Annotated in this window: 19 protein-coding genes and 1 tRNA gene; 7 read left to right on the top strand and 13 right to left on the bottom strand. The window is 59.6% G+C overall.

The genetic code is table 11. The annotated features are described in order from the left end of the window. The 7 genes from GXX95_05940 to lonB all read right to left on the bottom strand — a co-directional run. The coding region (locus GXX95_05940) for a DUF11 domain-containing protein (GenBank protein NLT37681.1) at positions 1 to 3,031 on the bottom strand (3,031 nt) is incomplete at its 3' end. A gap of 736 nt (positions 3,032 to 3,767) precedes the next feature. After that, entirely contained in the window at positions 3,768 to 4,463 is a 696-nt protein-coding gene (locus tag GXX95_05935; protein NLT37680.1) for a KaiC domain-containing protein, read from the bottom strand. A gap of 5 nt (positions 4,464 to 4,468) precedes the next feature. Then, a complete protein-coding gene (locus GXX95_05930) occupies positions 4,469 to 5,308 on the bottom strand; it encodes a recombinase RecA (GenBank protein NLT37679.1) in 840 nt (279 codons plus the stop codon). 59 nt (positions 5,309 to 5,367) lie between these two features. After that, positions 5,368 to 5,727, bottom strand: a complete 360-nt coding sequence (locus tag GXX95_05925) for a hypothetical protein (protein ID NLT37678.1) — start codon at positions 5,725 to 5,727, stop codon at positions 5,368 to 5,370. Between the two features lie 270 nt (positions 5,728 to 5,997). After that, entirely contained in the window at positions 5,998 to 6,576 is a 579-nt protein-coding gene (locus GXX95_05920) for a CinA family protein (protein ID NLT37677.1), read from the bottom strand. Then, a complete protein-coding gene (locus GXX95_05915; GenBank protein ID NLT37676.1) occupies positions 6,468 to 7,007 on the bottom strand; it encodes a nicotinamide-nucleotide adenylyltransferase in 540 nt (179 codons plus the stop codon). Before GXX95_05915 ends, GXX95_05920 begins: the two co-directional genes overlap by 109 nt. A gap of 70 nt (positions 7,008 to 7,077) precedes the next feature. Beyond that, entirely contained in the window at positions 7,078 to 9,051 is a 1,974-nt protein-coding gene (lonB, locus tag GXX95_05910; protein ID NLT37675.1) for an ATP-dependent protease LonB, read from the bottom strand. Positions 9,052 to 9,339: 288 nt separating this feature from the next. Here lonB and GXX95_05905 point away from each other — a divergent pair, with 288 nt between their 5' ends. Next, complete coding sequence (locus GXX95_05905) at positions 9,340 to 11,562, top strand: DEAD/DEAH box helicase (GenBank protein NLT37674.1); 2,223 nt, start codon at positions 9,340 to 9,342, stop codon at positions 11,560 to 11,562. A 131-nt stretch (positions 11,563 to 11,693) separates the two neighbouring features. Beyond that, on the top strand, positions 11,694 to 12,206 hold the full coding sequence (locus GXX95_05900) for a hypothetical protein (protein NLT37673.1): 513 nt from the start codon (positions 11,694 to 11,696) through the stop codon (positions 12,204 to 12,206). A 17-nt stretch (positions 12,207 to 12,223) separates the two neighbouring features. Here the strand turns inward: GXX95_05900 and GXX95_05895 are convergent, their stop codons facing one another. Both GXX95_05895 and GXX95_05890 read right to left on the bottom strand, forming a co-directional pair. Beyond that, entirely contained in the window at positions 12,224 to 13,432 is a 1,209-nt protein-coding gene (locus GXX95_05895; protein ID NLT37672.1) for a threonine synthase, read from the bottom strand. 1 nt (position 13,433) lies between these two features. Beyond that, complete coding sequence (locus GXX95_05890; protein NLT37671.1) at positions 13,434 to 14,369, bottom strand: homoserine kinase; 936 nt, start codon at positions 14,367 to 14,369, stop codon at positions 13,434 to 13,436. Positions 14,370 to 14,537: 168 nt separating this feature from the next. On the opposite strand from GXX95_05890, the gene GXX95_05885 reads away from it, so the two are divergent. Both GXX95_05885 and GXX95_05880 read left to right on the top strand, forming a co-directional pair. Further along, a complete protein-coding gene (locus GXX95_05885; protein NLT37670.1) occupies positions 14,538 to 15,026 on the top strand; it encodes a hypothetical protein in 489 nt (162 codons plus the stop codon). Positions 15,027 to 15,198: 172 nt separating this feature from the next. Then, positions 15,199 to 19,404 (top strand): hypothetical protein, encoded by a 4,206-nt coding sequence (locus GXX95_05880; GenBank protein NLT37669.1) that lies wholly within the window; start codon positions 15,199 to 15,201, stop codon positions 19,402 to 19,404. A 25-nt stretch (positions 19,405 to 19,429) separates the two neighbouring features. On the opposite strand, the gene GXX95_05875 is transcribed toward GXX95_05880, so the two are convergent. The 4 genes from GXX95_05875 to GXX95_05860 are packed head-to-tail and all read right to left on the bottom strand — an operon-like array spanning position 19,430 to position 22,750. Next, positions 19,430 to 19,831: a Zn-ribbon domain-containing OB-fold protein gene (locus GXX95_05875; protein ID NLT37668.1), complete on the bottom strand. Its 402-nt coding sequence runs from the start codon at positions 19,829 to 19,831 to the stop codon at positions 19,430 to 19,432. After that, entirely contained in the window at positions 19,832 to 21,001 is a 1,170-nt protein-coding gene (locus tag GXX95_05870; GenBank protein ID NLT37667.1) for a thiolase domain-containing protein, read from the bottom strand. After that, positions 20,998 to 22,056, bottom strand: coding sequence for a hydroxymethylglutaryl-CoA synthase (locus GXX95_05865; protein ID NLT37666.1), 1,059 nt, complete (start codon positions 22,054 to 22,056; stop codon positions 20,998 to 21,000). Before GXX95_05865 ends, GXX95_05870 begins: the two co-directional genes overlap by 4 nt. A gap of 10 nt (positions 22,057 to 22,066) precedes the next feature. Then, entirely contained in the window at positions 22,067 to 22,750 is a 684-nt protein-coding gene (locus GXX95_05860; GenBank protein ID NLT37665.1) for a helix-turn-helix domain-containing protein, read from the bottom strand. Between the two features lie 160 nt (positions 22,751 to 22,910). Between GXX95_05860 and tnpB the strand changes: the two genes are divergently transcribed. From tnpB to GXX95_05845, 3 genes are all read left to right on the top strand, one after another. Then, on the top strand, positions 22,911 to 24,035 hold the full coding sequence (tnpB, locus tag GXX95_05855) for an IS200/IS605 family element transposase accessory protein TnpB (GenBank protein NLT37664.1): 1,125 nt from the start codon (positions 22,911 to 22,913) through the stop codon (positions 24,033 to 24,035). A gap of 170 nt (positions 24,036 to 24,205) precedes the next feature. After that, a tRNA-Pro gene (locus tag GXX95_05850) sits at positions 24,206 to 24,282 on the top strand. 217 nt (positions 24,283 to 24,499) lie between these two features. After that, positions 24,500 to 25,165, top strand: a complete 666-nt coding sequence (locus tag GXX95_05845) for a hypothetical protein (GenBank protein ID NLT37663.1) — start codon at positions 24,500 to 24,502, stop codon at positions 25,163 to 25,165. The last annotated feature ends 29 nt before the right edge of the window (positions 25,166 to 25,194 follow it).

Here is a 25,194-nt window from a genome sequence, read left to right as displayed (position 1 = left end):
TGGAGTCGCTCACTCCAACGTTGCTCAGTGGGACATCACCGGTGTTGGTCACGTTGAAGTGATAGGTGATGGTCTCGCCGATCTCCGCTTCCGCGGGACCTTCCTTGACTACGTTGATGCCGGGTGTATAAACGATTATCACACTATCTGCACCGTCATCGTCAACAGTGTCGCCATCGAGGTCGGTTCCACTGATGGACACAGTGTTGGCGAAGGTGTCGCCGGTATTGGGTACGGTGGCATCTAGCCACATGGTCCAGGTCTCTCCGTCCTCCAGGATGTTGTCGCCATCGCCGCCAGCCTTAGTGAAGTCCTCGGCGGTGAGGGTGTAGCCGGCATCGGTCACTGTGGTGATGGTCACCGGGCTGAGGTCGCCGCTTAGGGTCATGACGATCTTCCACTTCATGGCAGATCCGGCCGTGGCCTGATCTATCTCGATGGTGCCATCGGCATTATATGCTACCTTATCGACGATTATTTCGGGTGCATGTAATAGTGGAGCCACGTAGAGGGGCTCACTATCGGCCGCACTGGTCGAGCCAGCATATGTTGAGTCGCCATAGTATACTGCCCTGAACCAATACTGGCCTGCAGTGGCAGGGGTATAGTTTGAGGAAGTTGCCTGACCACTTGAAAGGCCGACTGGGCTACCGAAATTTGTCCATACCCCATCGCCCAACTTGACTTGGAATTGAACAGTGCCTGTAGGTGTTGATGGGCCTGGGTTTCCGGTAACGGTGACGGTATCGTATACGCTCTCGCCCAGTATGACAGAGGCAGTAGGTTGGTCGGTAGCCCTGTTATACAGCTGCGTTGTTGTGATTGAACCGGCCTTTACTGTTACAAAGGCATCATCCTCTGCAGTTAGTGCCCCATAGGCGGTCATTCCCGTCGCGATCGCCACATTTCTGTTGGGATCTACCTGATCGGCCTCTGACGTGGCGATCGCATCGAACGTTATCGTTAAAGATTCACCGGGGCTCAGGTCCCAGAAGGAATCTCCGCCGTCATCCCAGGTTAGGATCTGGCCGGAGCTGACGGTACCAGTGACGGTTGGCTGATAGGGCGATGCGCTTCCGGTAACGAACTGGAATCCAGGCGGGAGCTTATCGATCAGATCTATGTCATTGACGGACGAGCCGGAGCCTGTAGGAACACTGACCACAATGGTGAATGTGGTCTCTCCCCCAACATTCACGTTCTCAGGGTCTGCGTTCTTGTCGACGTTCAGCAGGACGTCAATCCATTCTATCGGCAGGGGAAGGGTAGTATATCCCATGTCCAGGTAGGGGGTCCCTGTCGTCGATTGATAGGGGCTTTCTCCCCACGCTACGGCAACAGGGGCGGTGCTTACAATGTGCATCCCGGTCTGGTCGAAATCTGTGGTATCGTAGACCTCAATACTCTGCAGCCTGTTCAGAGTGTAGGATGTGTCGAATATCCCGTCATTGTTGAAATCGACTTGAACGTAGGTGTTACCATAAATCGCTGTGATGTACGCTGGAGATCCTGTACTAGTCGGCGGTTGATCACTTGTTCCCGGTGCCCAGCTTAGATAGTTCTCTGTACCAAGGAACTCTACTGGGATCAGTGCATAACCCCAGTCCCTATCGTCATCGCCGCTATCACATACGGCTATTCCCCAGACCTCGTTCGTCGCACTGAGATACACTCCTGAGTTAGTAGGCACATAATGGCCCGCGCCATTCTGGTATGACCTTGTTGATTTGGCAGGTATTGTGAACGAGCCAGTTATTCCACCATATTCCTCCCATGTGATTGTCACGGGAGAATCGTTAGGATTGAAGATGTAAAGGTCCGTGGGGATCGTGCTCGAAGACAAGGCCCAACTAGGAACTGGACCATAGTATTCAGTACCCCAATAAGAACGAGGCGTTATCGTGTATCCACGCATCTCAAATTGACTGTCTGGATCACCTGTGATGATCTGCACCTGGATATCGCTGGTACCTACAATCCTGCTCCCGACATCGCTTATGGTCCAGGTGTAGGACTTACCACGATCGATGGTCTGCTGTCCTATTTGAGTTCCTGCGGAATCATAGACGGTTACGACGTTACCATCGGTTGAGGACATTACCTGAGCGCAAACCCTGTAGAAATTGGGGTATGTCCCACCGCCAGTGGATAGCTCTGTCCCTACAGGTATCAGGTATTCTGTTTCCCACGCCTGGATGGGATAAACTTCCCAGGAATCGGCGAACACCGTTCCGGGGCTAGTTGGCCAGGTGGCGATGACCAGTTGGAGTAGGCTTCCCGTTACGAAGATCCTGTCGCCGCCATCGTACTTTGTCTCCGGGGCACCCTCCATTGTTATTTCAATGCGGACCCAATCCAGCCGGATGGTCTCTACTCCCGAACCGTCCTGATCGTGGATCAATCTGGTGCCTATGTCGTTAATTTCTGATGCTGTCCATCCGCCTGTGGACCATGAGGTGACGTCCTTCCAATAGGTTGATTCAGTAGTAGTTAATGATTGTTCATAAGTAGAACCATCGGTAGGCGTTGTACTCCATGCAGAACCGTCCGTAACTTGAAGGAAAATGTCATCGCCTTCACTGCTTGTGGAAGTACGCCAAGCATCAAATCCTACACGTACCTTGGTAATCACTGTATCAGATGGTAGTGATAAACCATAGTAGTAGTCCACGTACTCATTGGCAGCGTTGGACTCTGCGTTAGTACCACTATCTGTATGTGCTCCATCTGGGTTGGTCCATCCTCCTGCGATTCCCGAGTTAGAAGTAGGTGAATAGATCGTCGAGGTCACTGTACCTCGGGGAGATGTGGGCACATCGTTGCTCCTGAAGTAGTGTGTTTCTCCCTTCGAGAGGTCCACTTTCTCATCATAAGTGGTACCGGTCCCCAATCCATTCTCCCAATGATCATAATAAAGAACGGTATTATCTGCGCTAGCAGTGACTCCTACAACATATGTGAAAGGATTGGTTAGAGTCCAACCACCGGAGTCAACGTAAGCAAAATCAGCTGCCGTCTGGGCAGCGGTCATGGGAAGATAGAACTCCTGTGTGCCCGCAGGCAAGGCATTTGTGCTTGTAGACGCAAGTGGTACCAAGGTACTTGCGAGCATTAGCATGCAGACGATCAGCGCTAACAATCTGGACCTATTCATCATTATCCCGTTCCGATCTCCCCCCATTTCTTCAATACCGGACCAATCGTTGTTTAGAGCTTACGCTGCCGACACAACTTCTCCTCCGGCCCCCGTCTCTAATGCGCCCTCCCTTGGTTCATCTTTTCCAATGGGCGCGACAATAAGGACAACCCCTCTACGGTCATCCTTATCATTATAGATATTGATATTGATTCGGTAATGGCTATATATGTATTTATATTTGCAGACTGATTTTTCAATATAAATTTTATTGTATATTTATTAGATGCTGGCACGGTCTGTTAAGAGGGAGTATTTTAAAAAATAAGAATTCATGATTTACTTGGATAATGAAAAATATATTAAAATTTATTATCATAATGTAAATGAATAGGTTTAAACAATTGACAAATGAAAGAGGGCTGGCGAGAGCGAGAAAAGGGATTTTTATAATATAAATTATTAATTAATAAGCTTTTAGAGTGCTAATTCTATATTCGAAAAATTTTGTAGGATAACGATGTTATAGTTCGTAGGTCTGCATCCTCGTATACGATTGTAAATATATTTCATTTCTAATCGGAGAAAGAATAGAAGAAAAATGTCGCTAAAGTCGCGACATTATTCCTTTTTAGAACGCCTCTGCCGCTGCGTGCACCTGTATACCTCGGTTGCTTATGGTGTACGGCTTCACACGGCGGGAGTGGGTCGTCCGCCGCATCTTCATGACCCTTACGGTCAGCTGGACCTCGGCCTTCTCCTTGCTCTCGTCGTAGCGTAACGCTATCACGCCGTCCGCGGCGTACTCCACCAGTCCGTCACGCGAGGAGTTGGGGTTGTCATCATTAACCTCGGCGGTCATGATGCAGGTGGCGCCGGTGCGCTTGATCATCTGGATCAGGGCGAACAGGTTCGACCTCTTCTCGTGGTCAGCATCGAACAGTAGGTTGAGCAGCGATACCGAATCGATGACGATACGCGTGGCCCCGAAGCTCTTTATGAACTCCGGCAGCTCGCTCTTCACCCTGGTGATGGTGGTCTTGGCGTCGGTCGGCTCCAGTTTCACGATGGATAGCTTCTTCTGCTCGATGTACGGCTGCAGCTCCCACCCGAAGGAGCGGGCATTGGCGATGACCGATTCCTGGTCCTCCTCCAGGCTGATGAATATGCCCTTCTCCCCTTCCTTCAGCCCCTGCTGGATGTACTGCAGCGCGAAGGTGGTCTTCCCTGTACCGAAGGAGCCCAGTACCGCCACCGCATGTGATCTGGGGAGACCTCCCTCAAGCATCTCGTCAAGGCCCTCGATCCCGGTCTTTACACGATCCATATAAATCATCCGATCCTTTCCGTATCGATAACCACCAGCCCGCTCTGCGCCGTGACCACGGTGGCGAACCTGGCGATGCGTTCCTTGTCCAGGTGAGGGAGCAAGGATATGAACTTCTCCACGTACATGTAACGCTGCCGCTTGGACGAGTTCTGGTAACGGCTCCACTCAAAGATCAGGGACCCGTCCACCGAGTCCATGATCATCTTCTGCTTGCGCTCCTCGAGCACGTTGTTTGTGAGAACCAGGTACACCACCCCGCCCCACTTCTTGGACACTCTCTGCATGCCCCTCAGCACCGCCACCAGGTCAGCGATCTCGATGTTGGCGCTGACCACCAGGTCGGTGAGGGAGTCGATTATTATCATTGACCCGGGCGCGTTCTCGTCCAGGTAGCTGACCAGGCCCTCCAGCACGTTGTCGTTGACGGGATCGCTGGAGAATAGGGAGGCGGACTCGCCGGCCCAGGACCGCGGCACCAGGGTCTTGCGGAAGTAAGCGGAAGAGAAGTCCTTGAACTGCACCGTCCTCTCGAAGGCATTGAAGAAGTCTTCGTTGAACGCCTCCCTGAGCTCGTCCAGGACCTCGTCCCGGGAGCGGGAGAAAGTGATGTAGCATATCTTGTCCGGCAGCCTGGACTCCCGGCCGGCGCCGAGGACGAAGGCGGCGGTATCCGGCCTCTCCTTCACCATCGACAGCTTGGCCGCCGAGGTCAGCGCGAACTCCATCTGGCCCGCGCCTAGCTCACCTACGAGTAATACCACCGAACCGAGGGGGAATCCTCCCTTGATTATGGAGTCGAAATCGGCCACCCCGGAAGGTATGCTCTTCGCTACTGATCGCATCCCATCCACCTGACTCACGCCATATCAGGCCGTTCTATCTTCAATGTTTGCTCCTGACTTCATGAAGGGCGCGGCATCAGGGTGATTCCCATGCTGTCGTAGCTGAGGACCTTGGGTTCGTCCCTGCCCATGACGGCATAAATCTTCATCCTTACATCCAGGTAGAACTCCTCGGGGACGATTATCAAGGCGGTCAGGCCGTGCTTCAGCGTGTCCGTGTACACCCGCGGCCGGTTAGGCCTTAACCACGATGTGTCCGACTCTATGAACTCGTAGCCTTTGAGCTCGGAGCCCATGCTCACCGCGATCAGCCCCCAGTCATCGTTGATGATGGCCCATTCGGTGGACAGCTCCGGGTTGCTCGACCTGAGCATCGATATCCGATTCGCCACAGCCTTCTCCACACGCTCGCTTGCCACCTTAACGCCTCATGGTCTGACCGATGTTGACGGGACCGATGATTCCATGATTCTAATTAGGATATAATAATAACAAAAGAACAGGCGGGCTCCTGCGAACCTTTCTGATCTTCGTCCGAGGAGCCGTCCCTTGTCTTGAACCTCCATCTATGGAAAAGGGAGAAGAGTTCAGGCACCCGAACCACCTCTGGCCTCATTGAGATGCACAGTTGGAAGGATGTTATCGAACCTGGACAAGGAATTATCAAGGACACCTGCTTCGGCCACAGATCAATAGTTGCTCAGACGTTCGATGAGCATGTTAAGAGCGTGTTCCGCCGCTCCCTTCTTGATCTCCGCCCTATCTCCGGGCAGGACCTTGCGTTCGACCGTCACCTCTCCTCCGAGGTCCACGGCGAAGTAGACCAGACCCACTGGCTTGGTGGGAGTGCCCCCTCCCGGCCCCGCAATGCCGGTCACGGCGACGCCCACGTCCGCACCGATGACGCGCCTCGCTCCAGCCGCCATCTCCCTGGCGGTCCTGTCACTGACCGCACCATGCTCCTCCAATGTCACCTCATCGACGCCCAGGAGTGATGTCTTGGAGGCGTTGCTGTACGTTACCAAGCTGGCGAGAAAGTAGTCGGAGGAACCGGGGACATCGGTTATAAGAGAGGCGATGAGACCGCCGGTGCACGATTCCGCCAGAGCCAAGGTGAGGTTGCGCTCGCGCAGCAGCGTCCCGACCCTCTCCTCGGGCGTCAGATGGTGGCCTCCGGGGCATTGTCCTTCATGATCTCCTGCAGCCTCTCGTCGCCCTTGACCTCGTGGATGGTCTCCGCCACGCCCCGGGGCACGAGCTCCTCCCATTCGCCGCCCTCCACGATGCGTCTCCGCACCTCGGAGCCAGAGTACTCGTCGCGATTGAACATGGGGGCCGTACGCACCTCGTACCCGGCCTCGATGAACAGCCGCCGGGTGAGGGGGTTGTTGGAATAGACAGCATCGAATGGAGGCACCAGGGAGGACACGTGGGCCACCCACACCGCATAGCGGTTTATGTCCACGATGGGCACCAGGAAGAAGTTGTGGAGGCCTTCATCGTGCAAGGCCCGGGAGATCATGAGATGCCTCTCGCCGGCGGTGAAGGGATTCTCGAACGTATGTGACAGCTGCGCGCTCCCTATGCCCACGATCAGGCGGTCGCACTCCTTGGCGATGGCCTTCACCACCTCCAGGTGCCCCCGGTGGAAGGGCTGGAACCTGCCGATGAGCAGGGCACTTACCTCCTTTTTCCTCATATGTGCTCTGGGGTAAGAGCGGTAGCTAGGTTATGAAAATTGTGCAAAAATAGAGGTTGGGGAAGGGTTTTCACTGCGGCGCGGCGCGGGAGGGGGTGAGAAGGGTCGGCTTGCCTCCCTTCTCCACCAGTTTGGACAGCTTCATCAGGAGGCCATCCTTGTTGGTGCCGTTCACCAGGGCTTTCTCCAGCACCTCGTTGAGCGTCTCCACGGGGATGATCTCGATCTTCCCGATGTAGCGCTCCTCGAGTACCACGTCCCTGAGGTTGGACCGAGGTATGAGCACGCGCTTCAGCCCGGCCTCGCAGGCGGCCTCGATCTTGGCGGTGACGCCTCCGACCGGTAGGACCTGACCCCTGACGGACAGGGAGCCGGTCATGGCGAGCGTTTGGTCAACAGGAACGTCCTCGAAGGCCGAGATGACAGCGGTGGCCACGCTGATGGACGCGGAGTCGCCCTCAACTCCCTCGTACGTACCAACGAACTGCACGTGGACGTCATGGTTGGAGATGTCCTCCCCGGTGTACTTCTTGATCAGGGCGGAGACGTTCTGCACGGCCTCCTTGGCTATCTCCCCGAGCTTGCCGGTGGCGATGATGCGACCGCCGGACTTGGTCTGGGCGGGAGTGACCTCGGCGACTATGGGCAGCACGATGCCAGAGTACTCGGACATGGAACTCTCGGTGTTGAGCGCCGCCAGTCCGTTGACTATGCCCACCTCATCGCCCTCGGTGGTGAAGGTCTTGTACTCCTTGCGGGACTCCAGGTAGCGGTCCGCGATCTGCTGCTCCAGGCTGCGGGCGATGCGCTTGGCCTCGACCACCATCTCTGCGGTGACCAGGGGCTGATGCTTCTCCCGGGCGATGTCCCCGGCGACCCTGACCAGGCCGCCCAGCTCACGGAGCCTGAGGGTAAGGCGGCCGTGGCGGCCTGCGCGCCTCTGAGCCTCCTTGACGATCTCGCCCACGGCCTTGCGGTCGAAGTGGGGGATCTTCTTGTCCCTGGCGACCTCCTGGGCCACGAAGCGGATGAGCTTCTTGCGGTTCTCATCGGTGTCCGGCATGGTGGAGCGCATGAACACCTCGTAACCGTACCCGCGGATACGGGAACGGAGCGCGGGGTGCATGCCCTGTATGGCGTCCAGGTTCCCGGCGCACACCAGGATGAAGTCGCAGGGCACGGACTCGGACTTGACCATCGCTCCCGAGGAGCGCTCGCTCTGCCCGGTGATGGAGAACTTGCCCTCCTGGAGCGCGGTGAGCAGGCTCTGCTGGCTCTCGATCCGCAGCATGTTGATCTCGTCGATGAAGAGGACGCCCTTGGAAGCCTTGTGGATGGCGCCGACCTCCAGCCTCTCGTGGGCCGGGGTCTCCAGGCCGCCGCTCTGGAACGGATCATGCTTCACGTCCCCCAGCAGCGCTCCGGCATGGGCGCCGGTGGCGTCGATGAAGGGCGGGGCATCTCCATCCTCGTGGGTGACCAGCAGCTTTGGTACCATGTAGTTCTCGGTACGATTGCCGCTGTACCTTGTCGCCAAGAAGATTATCGCTACCAGTATGATGCCGAAGAATAGGACGTTAGGGTTGTAATTGGTGCTTATGAACGCCGCTATCGTGAGCAGCAGCACCATGATGATGAAGAACGTGAACATGGAGGCCTTCTGCTGCTTCTTGGCCTGGGCCTCCTTCTTTTGGGCGGTGACGATCTCCTTGCCCTTTCCGGCAGGGACCACCCTGACCTTAGGCTCATTGGGATCGTCGGGGTTGTGGTAGGCGATGACGTCCTGCAGCTCGCCCTTGGGCAGGTACTCCGTCATCGACTTGGCGAGCATGGACTTCCCTGTACCGGGCTCCCCGATCAGCATGACATGGCGCTTCTGCTCTGCGGCCTTCTTGATGACCTCCACAGCAGCGTCTTGACCTATGACCTGATCGGCGAGCTTGTCAGGGATTTTAATGTCCGCGGTAGTTTGGAAGCCCTGACCTTCGATCCACAGATCGACGTCGAGTCCGTGCTCCGCGACAGAGGATTGGTCACTGCTCATAATTGTTCTTCTCCTAAGATTCCATTGCAACTCATAACGGTGCCACTAAATAAGTGTTTCCCCGAGTTTAAATAATATGGTATTGAGCCAGTATGTTAAAGCATGACCAGATTGAGATGTAGGTCCATTTTGCATTGTTAATATTTATTAAAGAATATTGTACTTGTTTAGGCGAGGGCCCGTGACGTTCATGGAACAGGCCTCATACATCCGGTAAAAGCATCCTCGGGCCGCCGTTGCAAACGTCTAAATGTCAGCATCCTTTTAGTCGGGACCAGAAGGAAGAAGATGAGGATCAGCGAGCTAGATCTCCCGGAAGGCGTGGCCCAGGTCCTGGCGGAGGACGGCATTGAGGAGCTCTATCCCCCTCAGGCCCAGGCCGCCCCCTTGGCCCTGGACGGGAAGAACTTGATGCTCGCCATACCCACCGCCTCGGGCAAGAGCCTCATCGCTTACCTGGCTGCTTTGAAGCACGTCCTGGAGCGCGGAGGGAAGGTATTGTACATCGTCCCCCTGCGGGCTCTGGCATCGGAGAAGTACGAGGACCTGAAGCGCTTCGAGAAACTGGGGATGAAGGTGGAGATGTCGTCAGGGGACCTGGACTCCCCGGACCCACAGCTGGACAACTTCGACGTGGTGGTGGCCACCTCCGAGAAGGCCGACTCCCTCCTCCGGCACCAGGGCCACTGGCTCCGGCATATAACACTGGTGGTAGCGGACGAGGTGCACCTCCTACACGATCCAGGGAGAGGGCCGACCCTGGAGATCACGCTAGCGAAGTTCCGCCGCTTCAACCCTGACCTGCAGGTCATCGCCCTCTCCGCCACCATCGGCAACTCCAAGGAGGTGGCGGACTGGCTCAACGCAGAGCACATATCATCGACCTGGAGGCCGACCCCTCTCAAGGAGGGCGTGTACTATGACGACAAGGTCCACTTCACGGACAACACCTCCCTGGAGGTCGTAGGAGGCAAGGACCCGGTCTGGCCCCTCATCCGCGATTCCATCAAGGGCGGGGGACAGTGCCTGGTCTTCGTGAGCACACGGAAATCGACGGAGACGCTGGCCACCCGCTATGCGCCCCTTATGAAGGAGGTCATGCCGGAGAAGGTCCTGGAGGGAGAGGACCGCATAGTGGAGGACCAGGGGGAGCCGACCACCGTAGGCCGGAGGCTCAGCGGATGCGTGCGCAAGGGCATCGCCTTCCACAATGCCGGGCTGAGCAACGAGCAGCGACGGTTCGTGGAGTCCAACTTCAAGAAGGGCAATATCAAGTGCATCGTGGCCACTCCTACTCTGGCGGCGGGCATAAACCTCCCGGCGCGGCGGGTGATCATCAGGGACCTTCACCGCTTCGAGAACGGCGGCAATGTGTCCATCCCGGTTCTGGAGATCAAACAGATGTGCGGCCGGGCGGGCCGGCCCCGCTACGACCCGTACGGAGAGGCGATCCTCCTGGCCAAGGACATCGACGAGGGGCGGTTCCTCATGGAGAACTACCTCCTCAACACCGCCGAGGACATTTACTCCAAGTTGGGCAGCGAGCCTGTGCTGCGCTCCCACATCTTGGCCACCATCGCCACGGGAACGGCCTCGTCCCGGGACTCGCTCATGGACTTCATGAACTCCACCTTCTTCGCCCACCAGACCACCATGGCCGGCCTGGAGGACGCCGCCGACAACGTCCTGGAGTTCCTGGAGCGGGAGGGCATGGTGCGCTCCGAGCGCGACCACCTGCAAGCCACCTTCTTCGGCCGCAGGGTTTCCGACCTATATATCGATCCACTGACGGCGGTGAAGTTAAGGGACGCCCTGAAGGCGTTCAAGCCCGGTTCCTCCTACTTCGGACTCCTGCACGCGGTGTGCTCCACCCCCGACATGATGACCATGTATCTCAAAAGGAGCGATTACGAATGGGTGGAGGAGGTCCTCCTGCTCCGAGAGGAGGACCTGCTGATCGATCCCCCGGAGGACCTCACGGAGATGGATTTCTACCTCGCCGAGGTGAAGACGGCGTGCTCGCTGGACGACTGGGTCCAGGAGATGGAGGAGGACGATCTCCTCAAGAAGTACGGCATGGGGCCGGGGGACCTCCGCAACAAGGTCGATGTGGGCGAATGGCTGATCTACTCTATGCGGGAGCTGTCCAACATCTTCAGCAAGGACGCCTACCCCATGCTGACGGAGCTGATGATACGCATCCGCTACGGCGTAAAGCCTGAGCTCCTGGACCTGGTGAGGCTGCGCGGTGTTGGTAGAGCAAGGGCCCGGTCCCTGTTCAACCACGGGGTCATGGACGTGGACCAGGTTCGTAGCATGGACGTGGTCCGCCTCGCCCGTATCCCGAGGATAGGGGACGCCATCGCCAAGAACCTCAAGGACCAGGTGACCACCGGAAAGTTCTCCAAGCTCCCCCGGGCAGAGGTGGAGGAGCAGATGGTGGAGGTCGAGAAGGAGATAAAGAAGGAAGAGAGCAAGGGCTCCAAGCAGAGGAGCCTTCTGGACTTTTAATTTGTTATTGACATTCTATAATTATTAAAAGTGAAAAGCATGGACATCATGGGGAAAGGATGTCCATTAACAATGGAGAAGCGAGATCTCGGAGCGCTAGTGACCGCTGGTCGAAGGGTATGAGGCCAGTTTTGACGGGTTTACTGGTCATCGTGGTGATCATACTTGCAACGGTCTCCGTCGCAATGTTGTCTGGTCGACATGGTTCTTCTTTAGAGAACATCGTTCTCCAATCTGAAGACATGGATGACATCACCGGCCATGAAGAAGGATGGGGCCAGAACTTTTTCGGCATCACCGAATCCGAAGATGGTTACCAGGCATGCCTTTCGAACATGGTGCTAGAGAACGATGTTCATATGTTTGTCACGATTTGGGTCTGGGATGTGCGGAACGGTGTGGGGGCTGCTCAGAAATTCCATGAACTGGTGGCCTCAAATCAAAATTTCGATAACATAACACACCTTGAGATCGGTGATGATTGTGTGTTTCAGGGGGCTTTTGTACCGGTTGATGGTCCGTTCACTGGCGCTGTTCTGTGCTTCCACCAGAGCAGGTATTGTGTGCAGATGGTCTTTTCAGGGGAACTGACCACACAGGACCTCTGCATCGGAGTGGCCCAAGCGCAGGCGTCCAGACTCTAGATCTCCCAGGGGCATTCTCAGGAGATGACCCGCCGCACGTCCTCGGCGGTGGGCTTGGCCTTCAGTATCTCCTCGCACGAGTGCATGACGGTGTCGGGGTCCTTGAGCACGTTCCCGGTGCATATGCACACCACCCTCTCGTCCCTGGACACTATGCCGGAGTCCACTAGTTTCAGCAGCCCGGCTATGGACGCGGCCGAGGCCGGCTCCACCCCAACACCCTCGCTCCTGCCCAGAAGCTTTTGAGCGGCGAGGATCTCCTCGTCGGTCACCGATTCCGCGTACCCCTTGGTATCGAAGATGGCCCGCAGCGCTTTCTTCCCCGAGGCGGGGTTCCCTATGCGGATGGCGGTGGCCACGGTCTCGGGATGCTCCTCGGGAACGAAGTCCCTCTTCCCGGAGCGGAACGCCTCCACTATGGGTGCGGAGCCCGAGGCCTGGATGCCGGTGAGCATGGGGATCCTGTCGATCCATCCCAGGGACCGCCACTCCTTGAAGGCCTTGTACACCGCCCAGATGTTGGCGGCGTTGCCCACCGGGAGGATGATGCGGTCGGGGACCTCGAAGTTCAGCTGGTCCACTATCTCGAAGGCCACGGTCTTCTGCCCTTCGGGGCGATAGGGGTTGACGCTGTTAAGCAGGTACAGCTCCCGCTCCCGCGCCAGCTGCTTCACCACCGCCAGGGCGTCATCGAAGTTCCCGTCAACCATGACCACCTTGGCGCCGTAGAACATGGCCTGCGCCAGCTTCCCCGCGGCGACCTTACCTGAGGGCAGGAGCACCACGCACCGCAGTCCCCCCTTGGCAGCATAGGCCGCCAGGGACGCGGAGGTGTTCCCGGTGGAGGCGCACCCCACGGTCTTACAGCCCAGCTCCAGGGCGCGGGACACGCCCACGGTCATGCCGCGGTCCTTGAACGATCCGGTAGGGTTGGCGCCCTCGTACTTGACGTGCAAGCTCTTGATGCCGACCTTACTCACAAGGTTCCGGCAGTCGTACAGCGGTGTGCCGCCCTCCAGGAGGGAGATGGCCTTGGAGGCGTCGACCGGCAGGAAGGGTGCATAGCGCCAGACCCCCAGAGGCCTCTTCCGGAGGTCGTACGGCCGTATCCCCGCCGCAGCGTCCAGATCCAACTCGATGGTCAGCAGGCCCCCGCACTTGGGGCAGGAGTCCAGGAGGGGGTCCTCTACGTCCGCACCGCACTCGTAGCACCTTACCTTATTCATATCACACCCTCCTGCATCCGTCTCCCCAGGTGGTCACCCAGGTATCGCTGTTGATGCCGTGGCGTCCGTACACGTCCCGTACCGCCGCGGCGATGTCCCTTCCCTCTCTTTGCTCCAGATCGTAGATGGCGATGACGCACGGACCCGACCCGCCCAGGAAGACCCCGGCCGCGCCCGCGTCCTTGGCCGCGCTCTCCGCCTCTTGGAGGTGATGGTTCAGGGGAGCGCGGGCGGGCTCAATGACCACGTCCTTCATGCTCCTCCCTATGAGCTCGACGTCCCCGCGGCACATGCCCAGCACCAGTGAGGAGGCGTTGCCCACCTCGTAGATCATGCTTTTCAGGGGCACCTGTGCCGGCAGCACCTTGCGCGCTTCCTTGGTGCTCACCAGGAAGTCGGGCATGGTGACCACCACTCCCAGGTTCCGCGGGGGATCGACCCTCAGGATCTCGAAGGGATCGTAGGACTTGATTATCGTAAAGCCGCCCATCACCGCCGGACCCACGTTGTCGGCGTGGAAGCTGCCCGAGGTGGTCTGCTCGGCCTTGGCCGCGCTGAAGACCAGCTCTTCCGGCCGGAGGGGTTTGTCCAGCAGGAGGTTGGCCGCGCATGCGCCCCCCGCCGCGGAGGCCCCCGAGGAACCTATGCCCGAGGCTGGGCGGATCCCCTTCTTTATCCTTATGGCCACGCCGAAGTCGGCGTTGGCCCGGGCCAGGACGGACATGGCCGCCACTCCTGCAGAGTTCCTCTCCGCAGCAGTGGTTATGCTTTCGGCCCCCCATCCCTCGACCGCCTCGATGACCACATCGTGGCCGGGGATGCACCTCGCTTCGATCTCATCGAACGGCTCGCGAAGCGCCATGCCGAAGACGTCGAAACCGGAACCTAGATTTGATAGGGTTGCCGGGGACCTCACCGTGACCTTGTCCATTACCATCATACCAACCCCGATGCCCCCTGGACATCGATGTCGGCGCCACCTGCTTTGCCTATTATAAACATTTCCTCTTGGCGGTCCCTTCCCTCCATAAAAGCACGATGTTCGAACGAAGGCCGCTTTCGGTGCCGAAATTTTCATTACCCCGGGCAAAGATTCCCATGCAGAATGGTGAAGATTGACATCCTGGGCGTGAGAGGACAGGTTCAGGACACCAAGGTTTTCATATCCGCCCTCCAGTCCATAGGCGGCGGGGAGGGGCTGGCTCTCGATGCTGACATGATATGCGGCCGGGACCATCTGATATCGGCAACGATGCATGCGAAAAGGGCGTTCGAGAGGGGCGTCAACGCCTCCACCAACCTGGCCATGGAAACGATGTTGTACGCATCCGGGGAAAGGCAGATCTCCAAAGCCACTAGGAAAATGGGGCTCAAGGTCGGGTGCGAGCGCATAGCGCTCGTCCTGTTCAACGTCCAGGACCTACAGAAAGTATTACGCGACCACAGTCTGGACAGGGATGACGCCGTCCTCGAGGCCTCGGTGGAGAAGGCCCTGCGGTTCGGCATCTCCCACGAGGAGCTGAGGGCCGTGCCTGCAGACCGCTTCGAGGACCTGGTCCTGGAGAGGGTGGCCTTCGTCGGCCTGCATAAGTGACCTGGGCCTGTTCCCTCCAGGCCTTCCGACACCGTGAAGGTGTCTTGATAGACCGTATTTGATTAATGCCTGTTGCATATAATCCAGTTCGATTCTCACAGCAAAACGCTTAAGCCTAGACCGTAAAATCATTGGGCTTGGCCCGCACGAGGGACGGGACCGGGATCACGGCTTGACCAGCGATTATCTTAAGCAACTCCAGCTCACCAAGCAGCTGGAGCAGAAGGCGAAGGATGCGGCCAAGTTCCGCAAATCGGCAGAGGACAAGCTCGCCGAGGCCGAGAGAGCGGTAGCTTCGGCCGTCTCCATAGGTATTGATGCTAAAGACGCGCAGAAGGCGCTGACCGATGGGCGCACGGCATTTGGCAAGCGGGACTATAACGCGGCCCTTGCCGCCGCTGAGAGCGCCTGCGCCACGGCCGAGAGGCTGCAGGCGGATATGGTCAACGATGTCCTCACCTCTGCCGGTGGCATGCTGGCCATGATAGAGGATAATGGAGAGGAGCGCCAGCGATTGGAGGAGCTGCTGGAGAGCTCCCGCCGGTCTCTGGAAGAGGGCCGGCCCGGGGAGGCCATGACCGAGGCCCGAGACACCTTGGAATCGGTGAAGGCATACGCTGACCGCCGGATATCGGACATGTTCGCCCAGGTGAAGCGCTCCATAGATCTGGCAGAGAGGGAGGGCATCGCCACCGCGGCCAAGAAGCAGGCGCTGGCCAGGGCCGTCAAGATGCATGGCGACGGCAACCTGGAGGAGTCCCTGAACCGGCTCGCCGCATGCTACAAGGGCGTCCATGAATCCTTCTCCAAGCTCATTGGGGACCGCTCCGCTTCCTTGCTGGAAACGGCGGAGCAGGTGGCAGTGGGCGGGGACATGTCCCCCGTCTCCGGGCCGGTGGCCAGGGCCCAGGAGTGCCTTGCTCACGGGCAGTTCGAGGAGGCCATGTTCCTCCTGGGCGAGGGGCAGAAGGCCTTATCCCCTCTGCTTTCGGTCTCGGTCCAGAACCGGCTCGCCGAGCAGGTGCCGCGTTCCTACTGGCTGCGTGAGCAGGGAGCGAACATAGGCCGGTTCGCCACCGCCAGCAAGAAGGCGACGGAGGCAGCGAAAGCCGGGCAGAGCGAGGAGGCCCTGGAGTGGCTGAGGCGGGCCGAGAAGGCCTTGCGCGACGGGGAGGCCGAGGTGGTCCTGAAGGCCATCGAGGGAATGCGTCCCCGCCTGGTCATCGCCCGGCGGTTCAACCTGGATATCACTCCCCTGCTCACCATGCTGGAGGACTCCCGGCAGGAGACGGCCATGGGCAGAGGCCGGGAGGCCCTGGACCTGGTGCGAGACGCCTCGGAGGAGCTGGACAGGCGCCTGGAGGAGATAGCGGAGATGGAGGCGGTGCTGGACCAGACCAAGGAGGTCTTCCTGGAGGCCAGGGCCATGAAGGTGGTGTCCCCTGAGGCGGGGGAGATGGTACAGGCCGCGCGCGAGGCCGCCCTGGCCGGTCGGCTCGCGGACACCCTCGGAGGGCTCACTCAGGCCCGGGAGGTGATCCTGCGCACGGTGCTGGATGGGTTGGGACCGCAGATTCTAGAGAGCGAGCTGAAAGTGGCCGCAGGGCTGTCCATGGGAGCGCCGGTAGAGGACGACTCCGGGGTGCTGGAGGAGATCGAGGAGGACCTCCGGAACGGTTACCTGAAAGGGATCGCAGAGCGTCTCAGCAGCATCAGCACGGCCCTGGAGGCCGCGCTGATGTCCGCAGCGCGGCTGGCCGTGGTGGAGGCGGAGCAGGTCACCTCATCCAACTATGTGGGTGCCAACCTCTCCGAGGTCCGCGATAAGGTCAAGCAGGCCCGGGAGCTCATAGAACAGAGGGAATGGAAGCCGTCCTTCATGCTCGCCCAGGAGGCCGTGGAGGAGGCCAACGCCATAAAGAGGGCGTCCCTGGTCACCTTGAGGGAGCAGACCCTGTCCCTGCTCAGCATCGGAAGGCAGATTGGGATCGACCCCCAGACCATCGACCTGTGGAGCTCCACCATGAGCTCGGACGATTCCGAGCCCTCGGAGGCCTTGAGGTCGCTGGCGGAGACGTACAACCATGCGCGGGTGCAGGTCAAGGAGGAGCTGGCGCGTAACTTCGCACAACTGCAGAGGGCATCGTCGGCCGCCCACCGCAAGGGGGTCACCACGGAGCACGTGGACCAGCTTGCGGAAGAGGGCACCAGGGCCCTGTCGTCCTTCGAGGTGGAGGTGTCCTTCGCCAAGCTCCAGGCGGCGGAGAAGGAGCTGGAGAAGACCACGGCGCTGCATAACGAGGTCTATGACCTCATCGTGCTCCTCTCCCGCCTCACCAGCGAGATACAGATACCGCCCGGGAGCAAGGTCCAGCCTCTTCTGAAGGAGACCAAGAGGCTGTTCGAGGCCGGGCTCTACGATGGGGCCAGGACCTCAGCCCGCAACTGCTACAGGGAGGCCGAGACCATCGGCGCCCACATCCTGGTCCCCCGCAAGGTGCAGGAGGTTCAGCACCTCCTCCCCGTCGCCAGGCAGATCGACCCGGCCATAGAGGGCGAGGAGGAGATGGAGGTCGCGGCCGGTCTGGCGAAAGAGGGCAAGGCGGCAGAGGCCATGTCCCAACTCAAGGATCTCCAGAAGCGGCTTACCGACCTGATCAATGAGGGCATCCAGTCAGAGATCGGGGAGCTTAAGAGCACGCTCGACCAAGAGGACCTGGGGAGGGATGAGGTCAGCACCATGGCGGTGATCGAGAAGGCCGAGAGCCTCCTGGCCGATCAGAGGTACGCGGACGCCCTCCGTGCGATACGCTTCGCCCGCAGCGAGACCGCACAGGTCGTGAACGTCATGCAGGCCTCACAGCAGGAGCTGGGACGGGTCGACGGGGTCCTGGAGGAGATATCTTCCCTGGGTTTCGAGGTAAGGGAGGCCAGGATGCTGCTGGAGCAGGCCCGCAGATACCGTTCCAGCGGTCGCTTCAACCTCGTGACGGAGATGGCGCGGCGGGCGGAGCACAGCGCCAGCATCGCCTTCTGGGAGCAGACCAGGAATAAGGTGGAGGGCGTGGAGAAGGAGGTCGACGTAACCGGCATCACCGGGATCGACCTCGAAGGTCTGAAAGCAAGGGAGAGGCACACCATCTCCGGGTTCGTGGAGCGCCGCCGCTATGCGGAGGTGCCGGGGGCGATCGAGCGGTACCGCGAGCGCATACAGGGCATGAAGGGGCTGAAGGAGAGCTGCGCATCATCCCTGGACAAGGTCCGGGTGCAGCTGTCCACATTGCCCCCAGGCTCCCTCCTGGTCGCCGAGACCATGAAGCTCCTGACCCAGGCCCAGGAGGCACTGGAAGAGGGTTCGTACGAGGGGTGCTGGTCCATCATCATACCCTGCCAAGCTTCGGCCGATGCTGCGGTCCGCTGGCACCAAGGATGCTCCCGCCGCCTCCAAGAGGTGCGGGCAAGGCTGACCGCCAAGGACGCCGTTAGCGGCGCCCCCATCACCTCCCTCCTGGACTCCGCCGGCAAGGGGCTGGCCGAGGGCAGGTACGAGGACATGAACCGTGACCTGCTGCGGGCGGAGCGGATCTTCGAGAGGGAACGGCGGCATGCCGCCAAGCGGAGCCTCTCCGAACTGGTCAACCTTGCCCGCCTCTATCCATTCCTGGGGCTCACCCTGAAGGACATTCCCGGGGAGGCCCTGCCGCTCCTGGACCGCCACCTCTGCGACCTGGAGGCCGGGGTGGGCGCGAGCGGGGCCATCGCCGCCATGAGGACCAAGGTGAACAAGGCCATCATCGCCAAGGGCAACAAGGCCAAGGCCATCGCCGGCAAGAAGGGCAGCTTGGAGGCGGTCAACGCCCTGCTGAAGGATGCCGAGAGGTACCTGGCCGAAGGGAAGTTGGACCGGGCCGCCTGCCTGGTCCGCGAGGCCGAGGTGCTCTCCGAGGCCACCGTGGCGGAGGTAACGGAGCTTCGGGAGCTGTACCGCCGCTACGAGCAGCTGGAGCCCTTCGCTGAGAGCTTGGGCGCAGACGGCGGATGGTCCCAGGAGTTCCGCGCTTCATTTTCATCCAAGAGCACCGCCGGTGCGCTGAAGCACATGCGGCAGGCGGCGTCCCTGCTCGACCGGGCCACCGCCGACCACATGCCGCGCCTGGAGCTGAGGTCGGCGGAGATCTCCAACACCGGGGCGTCCCCCGCCCTGGGCGTGGTGCTGGACGGAGGCTCCCGTTCCGAGGAGACCGGCCTGGCCGCGGTCCTGTGGCCCCAGGGGTCGGTGCCGCTGCCCACGAAGGACAATGGAGGCAGGGTGTCGCTCAGCTACCGTGTGCTGTTCGTGCCCCAGCCCTTCGCCGCGGAGCTGGAACCGGACAGTTAGAAAAATGGATCAAGAAGGGGTTTGATCACCGCAGGGGCATGAACTTGTACCCATAGTGGATGATGCCCGATGCTCCCTCCTCACCGACCTTGCGGATAGTGGCCTGGACCTTCATGCCTATGGTCACGTCCGCGGGATCGCAGTCGATGATCTGACCGGTGAGGCGGATGCCCTCGTCCATCATTATTATGGCGATGACGTACGGCTTCTGCAGCTCGAACTGCGAGGGGGCGTCATGGACGATGGAGAAGGACAGGACCTCTCCCTTTCCATCCAGATGGAAGTGCTCCATCTTCCCCAAGCTCTTGCGGTGGCATACCGGGCACACCGACCGCGGCGGGAAGTACAGCCGCCCGCAGTTGCCGCACTTCGTCCCGATGAGGTTGTACCGGGACTCGTTCTCCCTCCAGAACCTGGCGACGGTCATTTAGTTCACCCTCCCCAGGATGGTGACGATGGCCGTGGCCCCGGTCCCTCCGACATTGTGGGCAAGGCCGCGCTCGGCCCCGGCGACCTGCCGCTTGCCCGCCTGCCCCCGCAGCTGGTACACCAGCTCCACGACCTGGGCGATGCCGGTGGCCCCGATGGGGTCGCCGCGCGCCTTGAGCCCGCCGGAGGTGTTGACGGCGATCTTCGCTCCCAGCGCGGTCTGCCCCTCGGCCGTGGCCTTGCCCCCTTCCCCCTTGGGGAAGAAGCCCAGGTCCTCCACGGCCAGGATCTCGGAGATGGTGAAGTTGTCATGCACCTCCGCCACCTGGATGCCCGAAGCGTCGGTGTCCGCCTGCTTGAAGGCCCTTTGCGCCGCCACGGTGGTGGCGTCGAAGCGGGTGATGCTCTCGCGGTGCGCCAGCGCCAGCGTGTCCGAGGCCTGCCCGGAGGCGAGCACCTTCACCGGCGTGTCGGTGTACTTCCGCGCCTTGTCCATGCAGCACAGCACCACCGCGGCCGCGCCGTCGGATATGGGTGCGCAGTCGAACATCCCCAGGGGCTCGGCCACCGGAGGGGATTTCAGGACGGCGTCCAGCTTGATCTCCTTCTGGTACTGCGCCTTGGGGTTGAGGGAACCGTGCTTGTGGTTCTTCACCGCCACCATGCCCATCTGCTCCCTGGTGGTGCCGTACTCGTGCATGTGCCGTCGGGCGATGAGGGCGTGCAAGGAGGGGAAGGTGGCCCCGAAGGCCGTCTCCCACTGCTGGTCCGCCGCCGTGGCCTGGATCTCCGTGGACAGCACGTCGCCGACGTCGGTCATCTTCTCGGCCCCGCCGACGACCACTATGTCGTGCATGCCCGAGGCCACTGCCAGATACCCCTGACGGAACGCCAGGGCCCCCGACGCGCCGGCCGCCTCCACCCTGGTGGCGGGGATGTGGTCCCGCGCCAGGCCAGAGTAGTCGGCTATGAGCGCCCCGATGTGCTCCTGCTCGATGAACTTCCCCGCGGACATGTTGCCCACGTACAGCGCGTCTATCTCCTCGCCCGACAGGTTGGCATCCCCCACCGCGGACAGCCCCGCCTGTATGCCCAGGTCACGGAAGGACTGGTCCCACAGCTCCCCGAACTTGGTGTCCCCGATGCCGATGATCGCTACCTCTCTCATTCTGCTCCCTCCTTCATCCTGATCTTGCCCCGATACTTGGCGTAGGTGGCGTAGTCCAGGAACTTCTTCCTCTCCACCAGCTCCTTGACCGTGGGCGCCCTCTCCCGACGCAGCTCCTTTATCTCGTCCGTCACGGTGATGTCGAAGGCGTCCGAGCCCGCCCCGGAACCGTAGGCCACAGCGAAGATGCGCTGCCCCGGCTCGGCAACGTCCAGAACGGACGCCAGACCAAGGGGCACGGCGCCGGAGTAGGTGTTGCCGATGAACGGCGTCAGGAGCCCCACCTCGATCTGCTGTTCGGTGAAACCGAGCTGCTTGGCGACCCTCACCGGGAACTTGCCGTTGGGCTGGTGGAACACCGCGTACTGATAGTCGGTAGGCTTGGTGCCCATGACACCGAAGAGGTTCTTGGCCGCGGCCAGTATGTGCTTGAAGTAGGCCGGCTCGCCGGTGAAGCGGCCACCGTGGGAGGGGTAGCACTGCCCCTCTCGGCGCCAGAAGTCCGGCGTGTCCGTGGTGTAGGAGCAGGTCTTGTTTATCCGGGCGATCACCTTCTCGGAGCCGATGAGGTACGCAGCCCCGCCGGCCGAGGCGGAGAACTCCAGGGCGTCCCCGGGCGCTCCCTGGGAGGTGTCGGCGCCGATGGCCACGCCGTACTTGATCATGCCCGAACCGACCAGGCCCATGCAGGTCTGGATGGCGGCCGTGCCGGCCTTGCAGGCGAACTCATAGTCCGCCACCGTGAGGTTGGGGCCGGCCCCGATGGCCTCGGCCACCACGGTCCCGGTGGGCTTGACCGCATAGGGATGCGACTCCGAGCCGACATAAATCGCACCGATGTCCTGGGGGTTGACCTCGCAGCGCCGCAACATGTTCCTGGCCGCCTCGATGGAGATGGTTATGACGTCCTCGTCAGGCGAGGGGACGGATTTGGAGAGGATCAGCAGGTTCTTGCTCATCTGCTCTCCGTCGGTCCCCCACACCCTGCCTATCTCCTGCGGGGTGATCCTGTACCGGGGCAGGTACGCCCCGTAGCTGACAATGCCTACTTCCATTGCATTCCTCCTAAATGAGCTTCTTGAGACGGTCGATCATGGTGTTGACCGGCATCTCCGTCTTGATAAGCGGTATCCCCTCGAGGGTCGCCAGCTTGATGGCCAGCTCGTCCACGTGCTCCGGGCGGTGGTAACCGACCATGCTCGGCTTCAGCGGATGGGCGCGAATGGCGATCATGGGGGAGCGGCCGAACTTGACCCCGGTGAAGATCAGGGCCCGCTCGCTCGACCATCCATAGATCTTGAGGTAGTCGAACGAGGACAGCGAGGTTATGGCCTTGATGGAGTCGATGATGGTGTAACCGTGAATGTGGCGTTCCAGGGAGATGCCCTCGTTGAGGGTATCGGCCTCGATGATGTCCATGAACTCCGACGCGGCCAGGCTGGTGCGGAACTCGTTGATGCTGATGATGCAGTCGTGCTTCTCCCCGAGGTCGTACTTCTTCAGCACCCTCCCCCCGGAGCGCTCGTCCAGGTCTATGAGCCCGTCGACCATGCGCCGGATGATGGCGATGCCCGGCGATTTTCTGCGTCCAGACTCATAGTCGCTGATGACCGACGGCGATATTCCCAGGTTCCGCGCCATCTCCTGCTGGGAGATGCCGAACTCCTCCCTCCACTTGCGGATGGTCTTCCCCGCGTCCGCAGAGAGCGTGATCTCCCCTGCGATCTTCTCCCGCAGCTGCTCCCTCATCGCGTCCGGGAGTAACTGGCTGTGTATTTATAAGTGTCGTAGGAGCTATACGACAAAAGATGTAAGACTGGATGTTCGGGGCAGGCCGAGGCCTTGTCAAATCTATCAGCCTAACTGTACTGGACATCGTCATCGTGGGATGTGCCGATAAGCGGTCGTGATGCGCACGGTGAGGCTGAAGCTCGTCCTGACGGAGGAGCAGAAGGGCTCGCTGCTCAGGACCATGGAGGAGTACACCCGGGCGTTCGACCACGCGGCGCGGTGGGGGTATGAGCATCACTGCTGGGACAAGCGCAGGCTCCAGTACGAGATATATTATGATACCAGGGCAGCGGTACCCAAGTTGGGCGCTGGACTTATCCAGAGTTCCAAGGACGTTGCCTGTGAGGCGCTGAAGAGATGTAAGTGTAGGGCGGTTCCAAAAAGGAGGACGTATGCTGCTGTGAGGTACCCCTGGAAGGAAGCCAAGGTCTACTTCAGCTCAGGAACGGTGAGCTTATATTCCATTGAAGGAAGAATTCATGCTCCGGTAGTCTTGTACGCCTATCTGGAAAAGTACAAGGACTGGAAGTGTAAAATATCCAATCTGGTCTGGAACAAGATCACCAAGCTGTTCTTTCTCAACGTCGTTGTCGAGAATCGTGAAGTATTAGCTCAGAGCAAAGGTGATATCCTGGGTATAGATCGTGGTTTGAAGAACGTGGCTGTTTGCTCCAATAACATGTTCTTCAATTCCTCTCAGATCAATGCCACAAGGGGAAGGTATGCGAAGAACAAAGCGGAGCTGCAGGCGGTAGGCACTCGCTCGGCGATAAGAAGGTTAAGAAAGCAGTCCGGGCGAGAGAGACGGTTTGTGACCTGCGAGAACCATCGTATCTCTAAGATTATTGCGAGCACGGAGTTTGCGGTGTTCGCCCTGGAGGATCTGGCCAACATCAATATGTGTAGGTGGCTGGACCGGAGGACAAGGGGGAGGCTTCGCAGCTGGGCGTATCATCAGCTGGAGGTCTTTCTTCGATACAAAGCCGAGGAAATGGGAAAGGCGGTCGTCCTTGTCGACCCAACCTGCACATCACAATGGTGTTCCAGGTGCGGGTGGATCGACAAGAAGAGCCGGAAGGGAAACGAGTTCCACTGTGTGAAGTGCGGCTTCCAACTCAACGCTGATCTCAATGCCTCCAGGATCATTGCTCGCCTTGGCAGGTCTGATGCGAGCAGGCTGTTGATCTACCAGCCACATGCAGCGGGCGATGAGGGGGACGTTTCGGGCGTCCATAGCAAATGACCGAACCCAGCTGCGAGCTTAAGTCTGACTTGAGTTGTAGATACTCCAAGCCGCGTTAGAGTGCAGGGATCACTAAGTGCGGTACTGAGATAAGATGGCTCTCATTCACATAAATTCCCAGCTTGACGATAGCTATTTAACATGAGTCATTATTAGCCCATCCTACTCACGGGGCCGTAGGCTAGCTTGGCATAACTAGGGCGTTCGGGACGCCTTGTCTCCGGTTCAAATCCGGACGGCCCCACCATTTTTGAATATCTAATATAAAAAAAATCCAATATTAAAGCTCAGTCCATTGTTATCTAAAAAATGCTCTTGCTAGGCGTCGGTGTTTTGGGGGCGGCCGGGGTGTGGTCCCTGGCATTGTTCAAATATCTAAGATGGATACTGGATACGGAGAAGGGGGAGACTCATACCAATGCTCTGTGAGAACTGTGGGTCCGCCATCGACGATGTTGCGGTTTTTGCGAGAACTGTGTCGTTCGGCCACGTTTGGTGGTCGGGGGAATGGGGGTGAGAGGATAATAGGCAACATCGTCAAGGACCAGAACGGTACGCTGACCTGGGTGTATGAGCTATCGTTCTGGAAGAACCCGGTCATATTGATCACCGTGGCCAAGGTGCTCATGCTCTCCCTGGCCGTGCCCGTGGTGCTGGCCTTCGTCCTGGGCCTGGAGAACGGCATCGCTGAGGCGGGGACCCTGGCGCTCACCGTGCTGGCGATATGCGGCGCCATCCTCGGCGTCCTCCTGGTGGTGGCGTACCTGATGATCGGCATCATCTATGGTGGAAAGTACCAGGTGCTGTTCAGAATGGACGACAAGGGCGTACACCACATCCAGCTGAAGAGGCAGTACGACCGGGCCAAAGCGATGGGTCTGCTCACCGCGCTGGCCGGACTGGCCGGCGGGAACCTCACCGCGGCCGGGGCGGGCCTCCTGGCAGCGAGCCGGCAGAGCATGTACACCAGGTTCTCCGAGGTCCGGTCGATAAGGTTCAGCCCGAAGAGAGATACGATATACCTGAACGGAAGCCTGTCGCGCAACCAGGTGTACGCTCCGATAGAGGACCTCCCCCTCGTCCGGGACCACATCCTGTCCCGCTGCCGCAAGGACGTCAAGGTGCGGTAGACGTCCTGTGCACCTTTATCCTTCCCGGA

The sequence above is a fragment of the Methanomassiliicoccus sp. genome, from assembly GCA_012719175.1.
GTDB lineage: Archaea > Thermoplasmatota > Thermoplasmata > Methanomassiliicoccales > Methanomassiliicoccaceae > UBA6.
The sequence above is the reverse complement of the archived record's forward strand: the minus strand, read 5'-3'. Positions and strand labels throughout refer to the sequence as shown.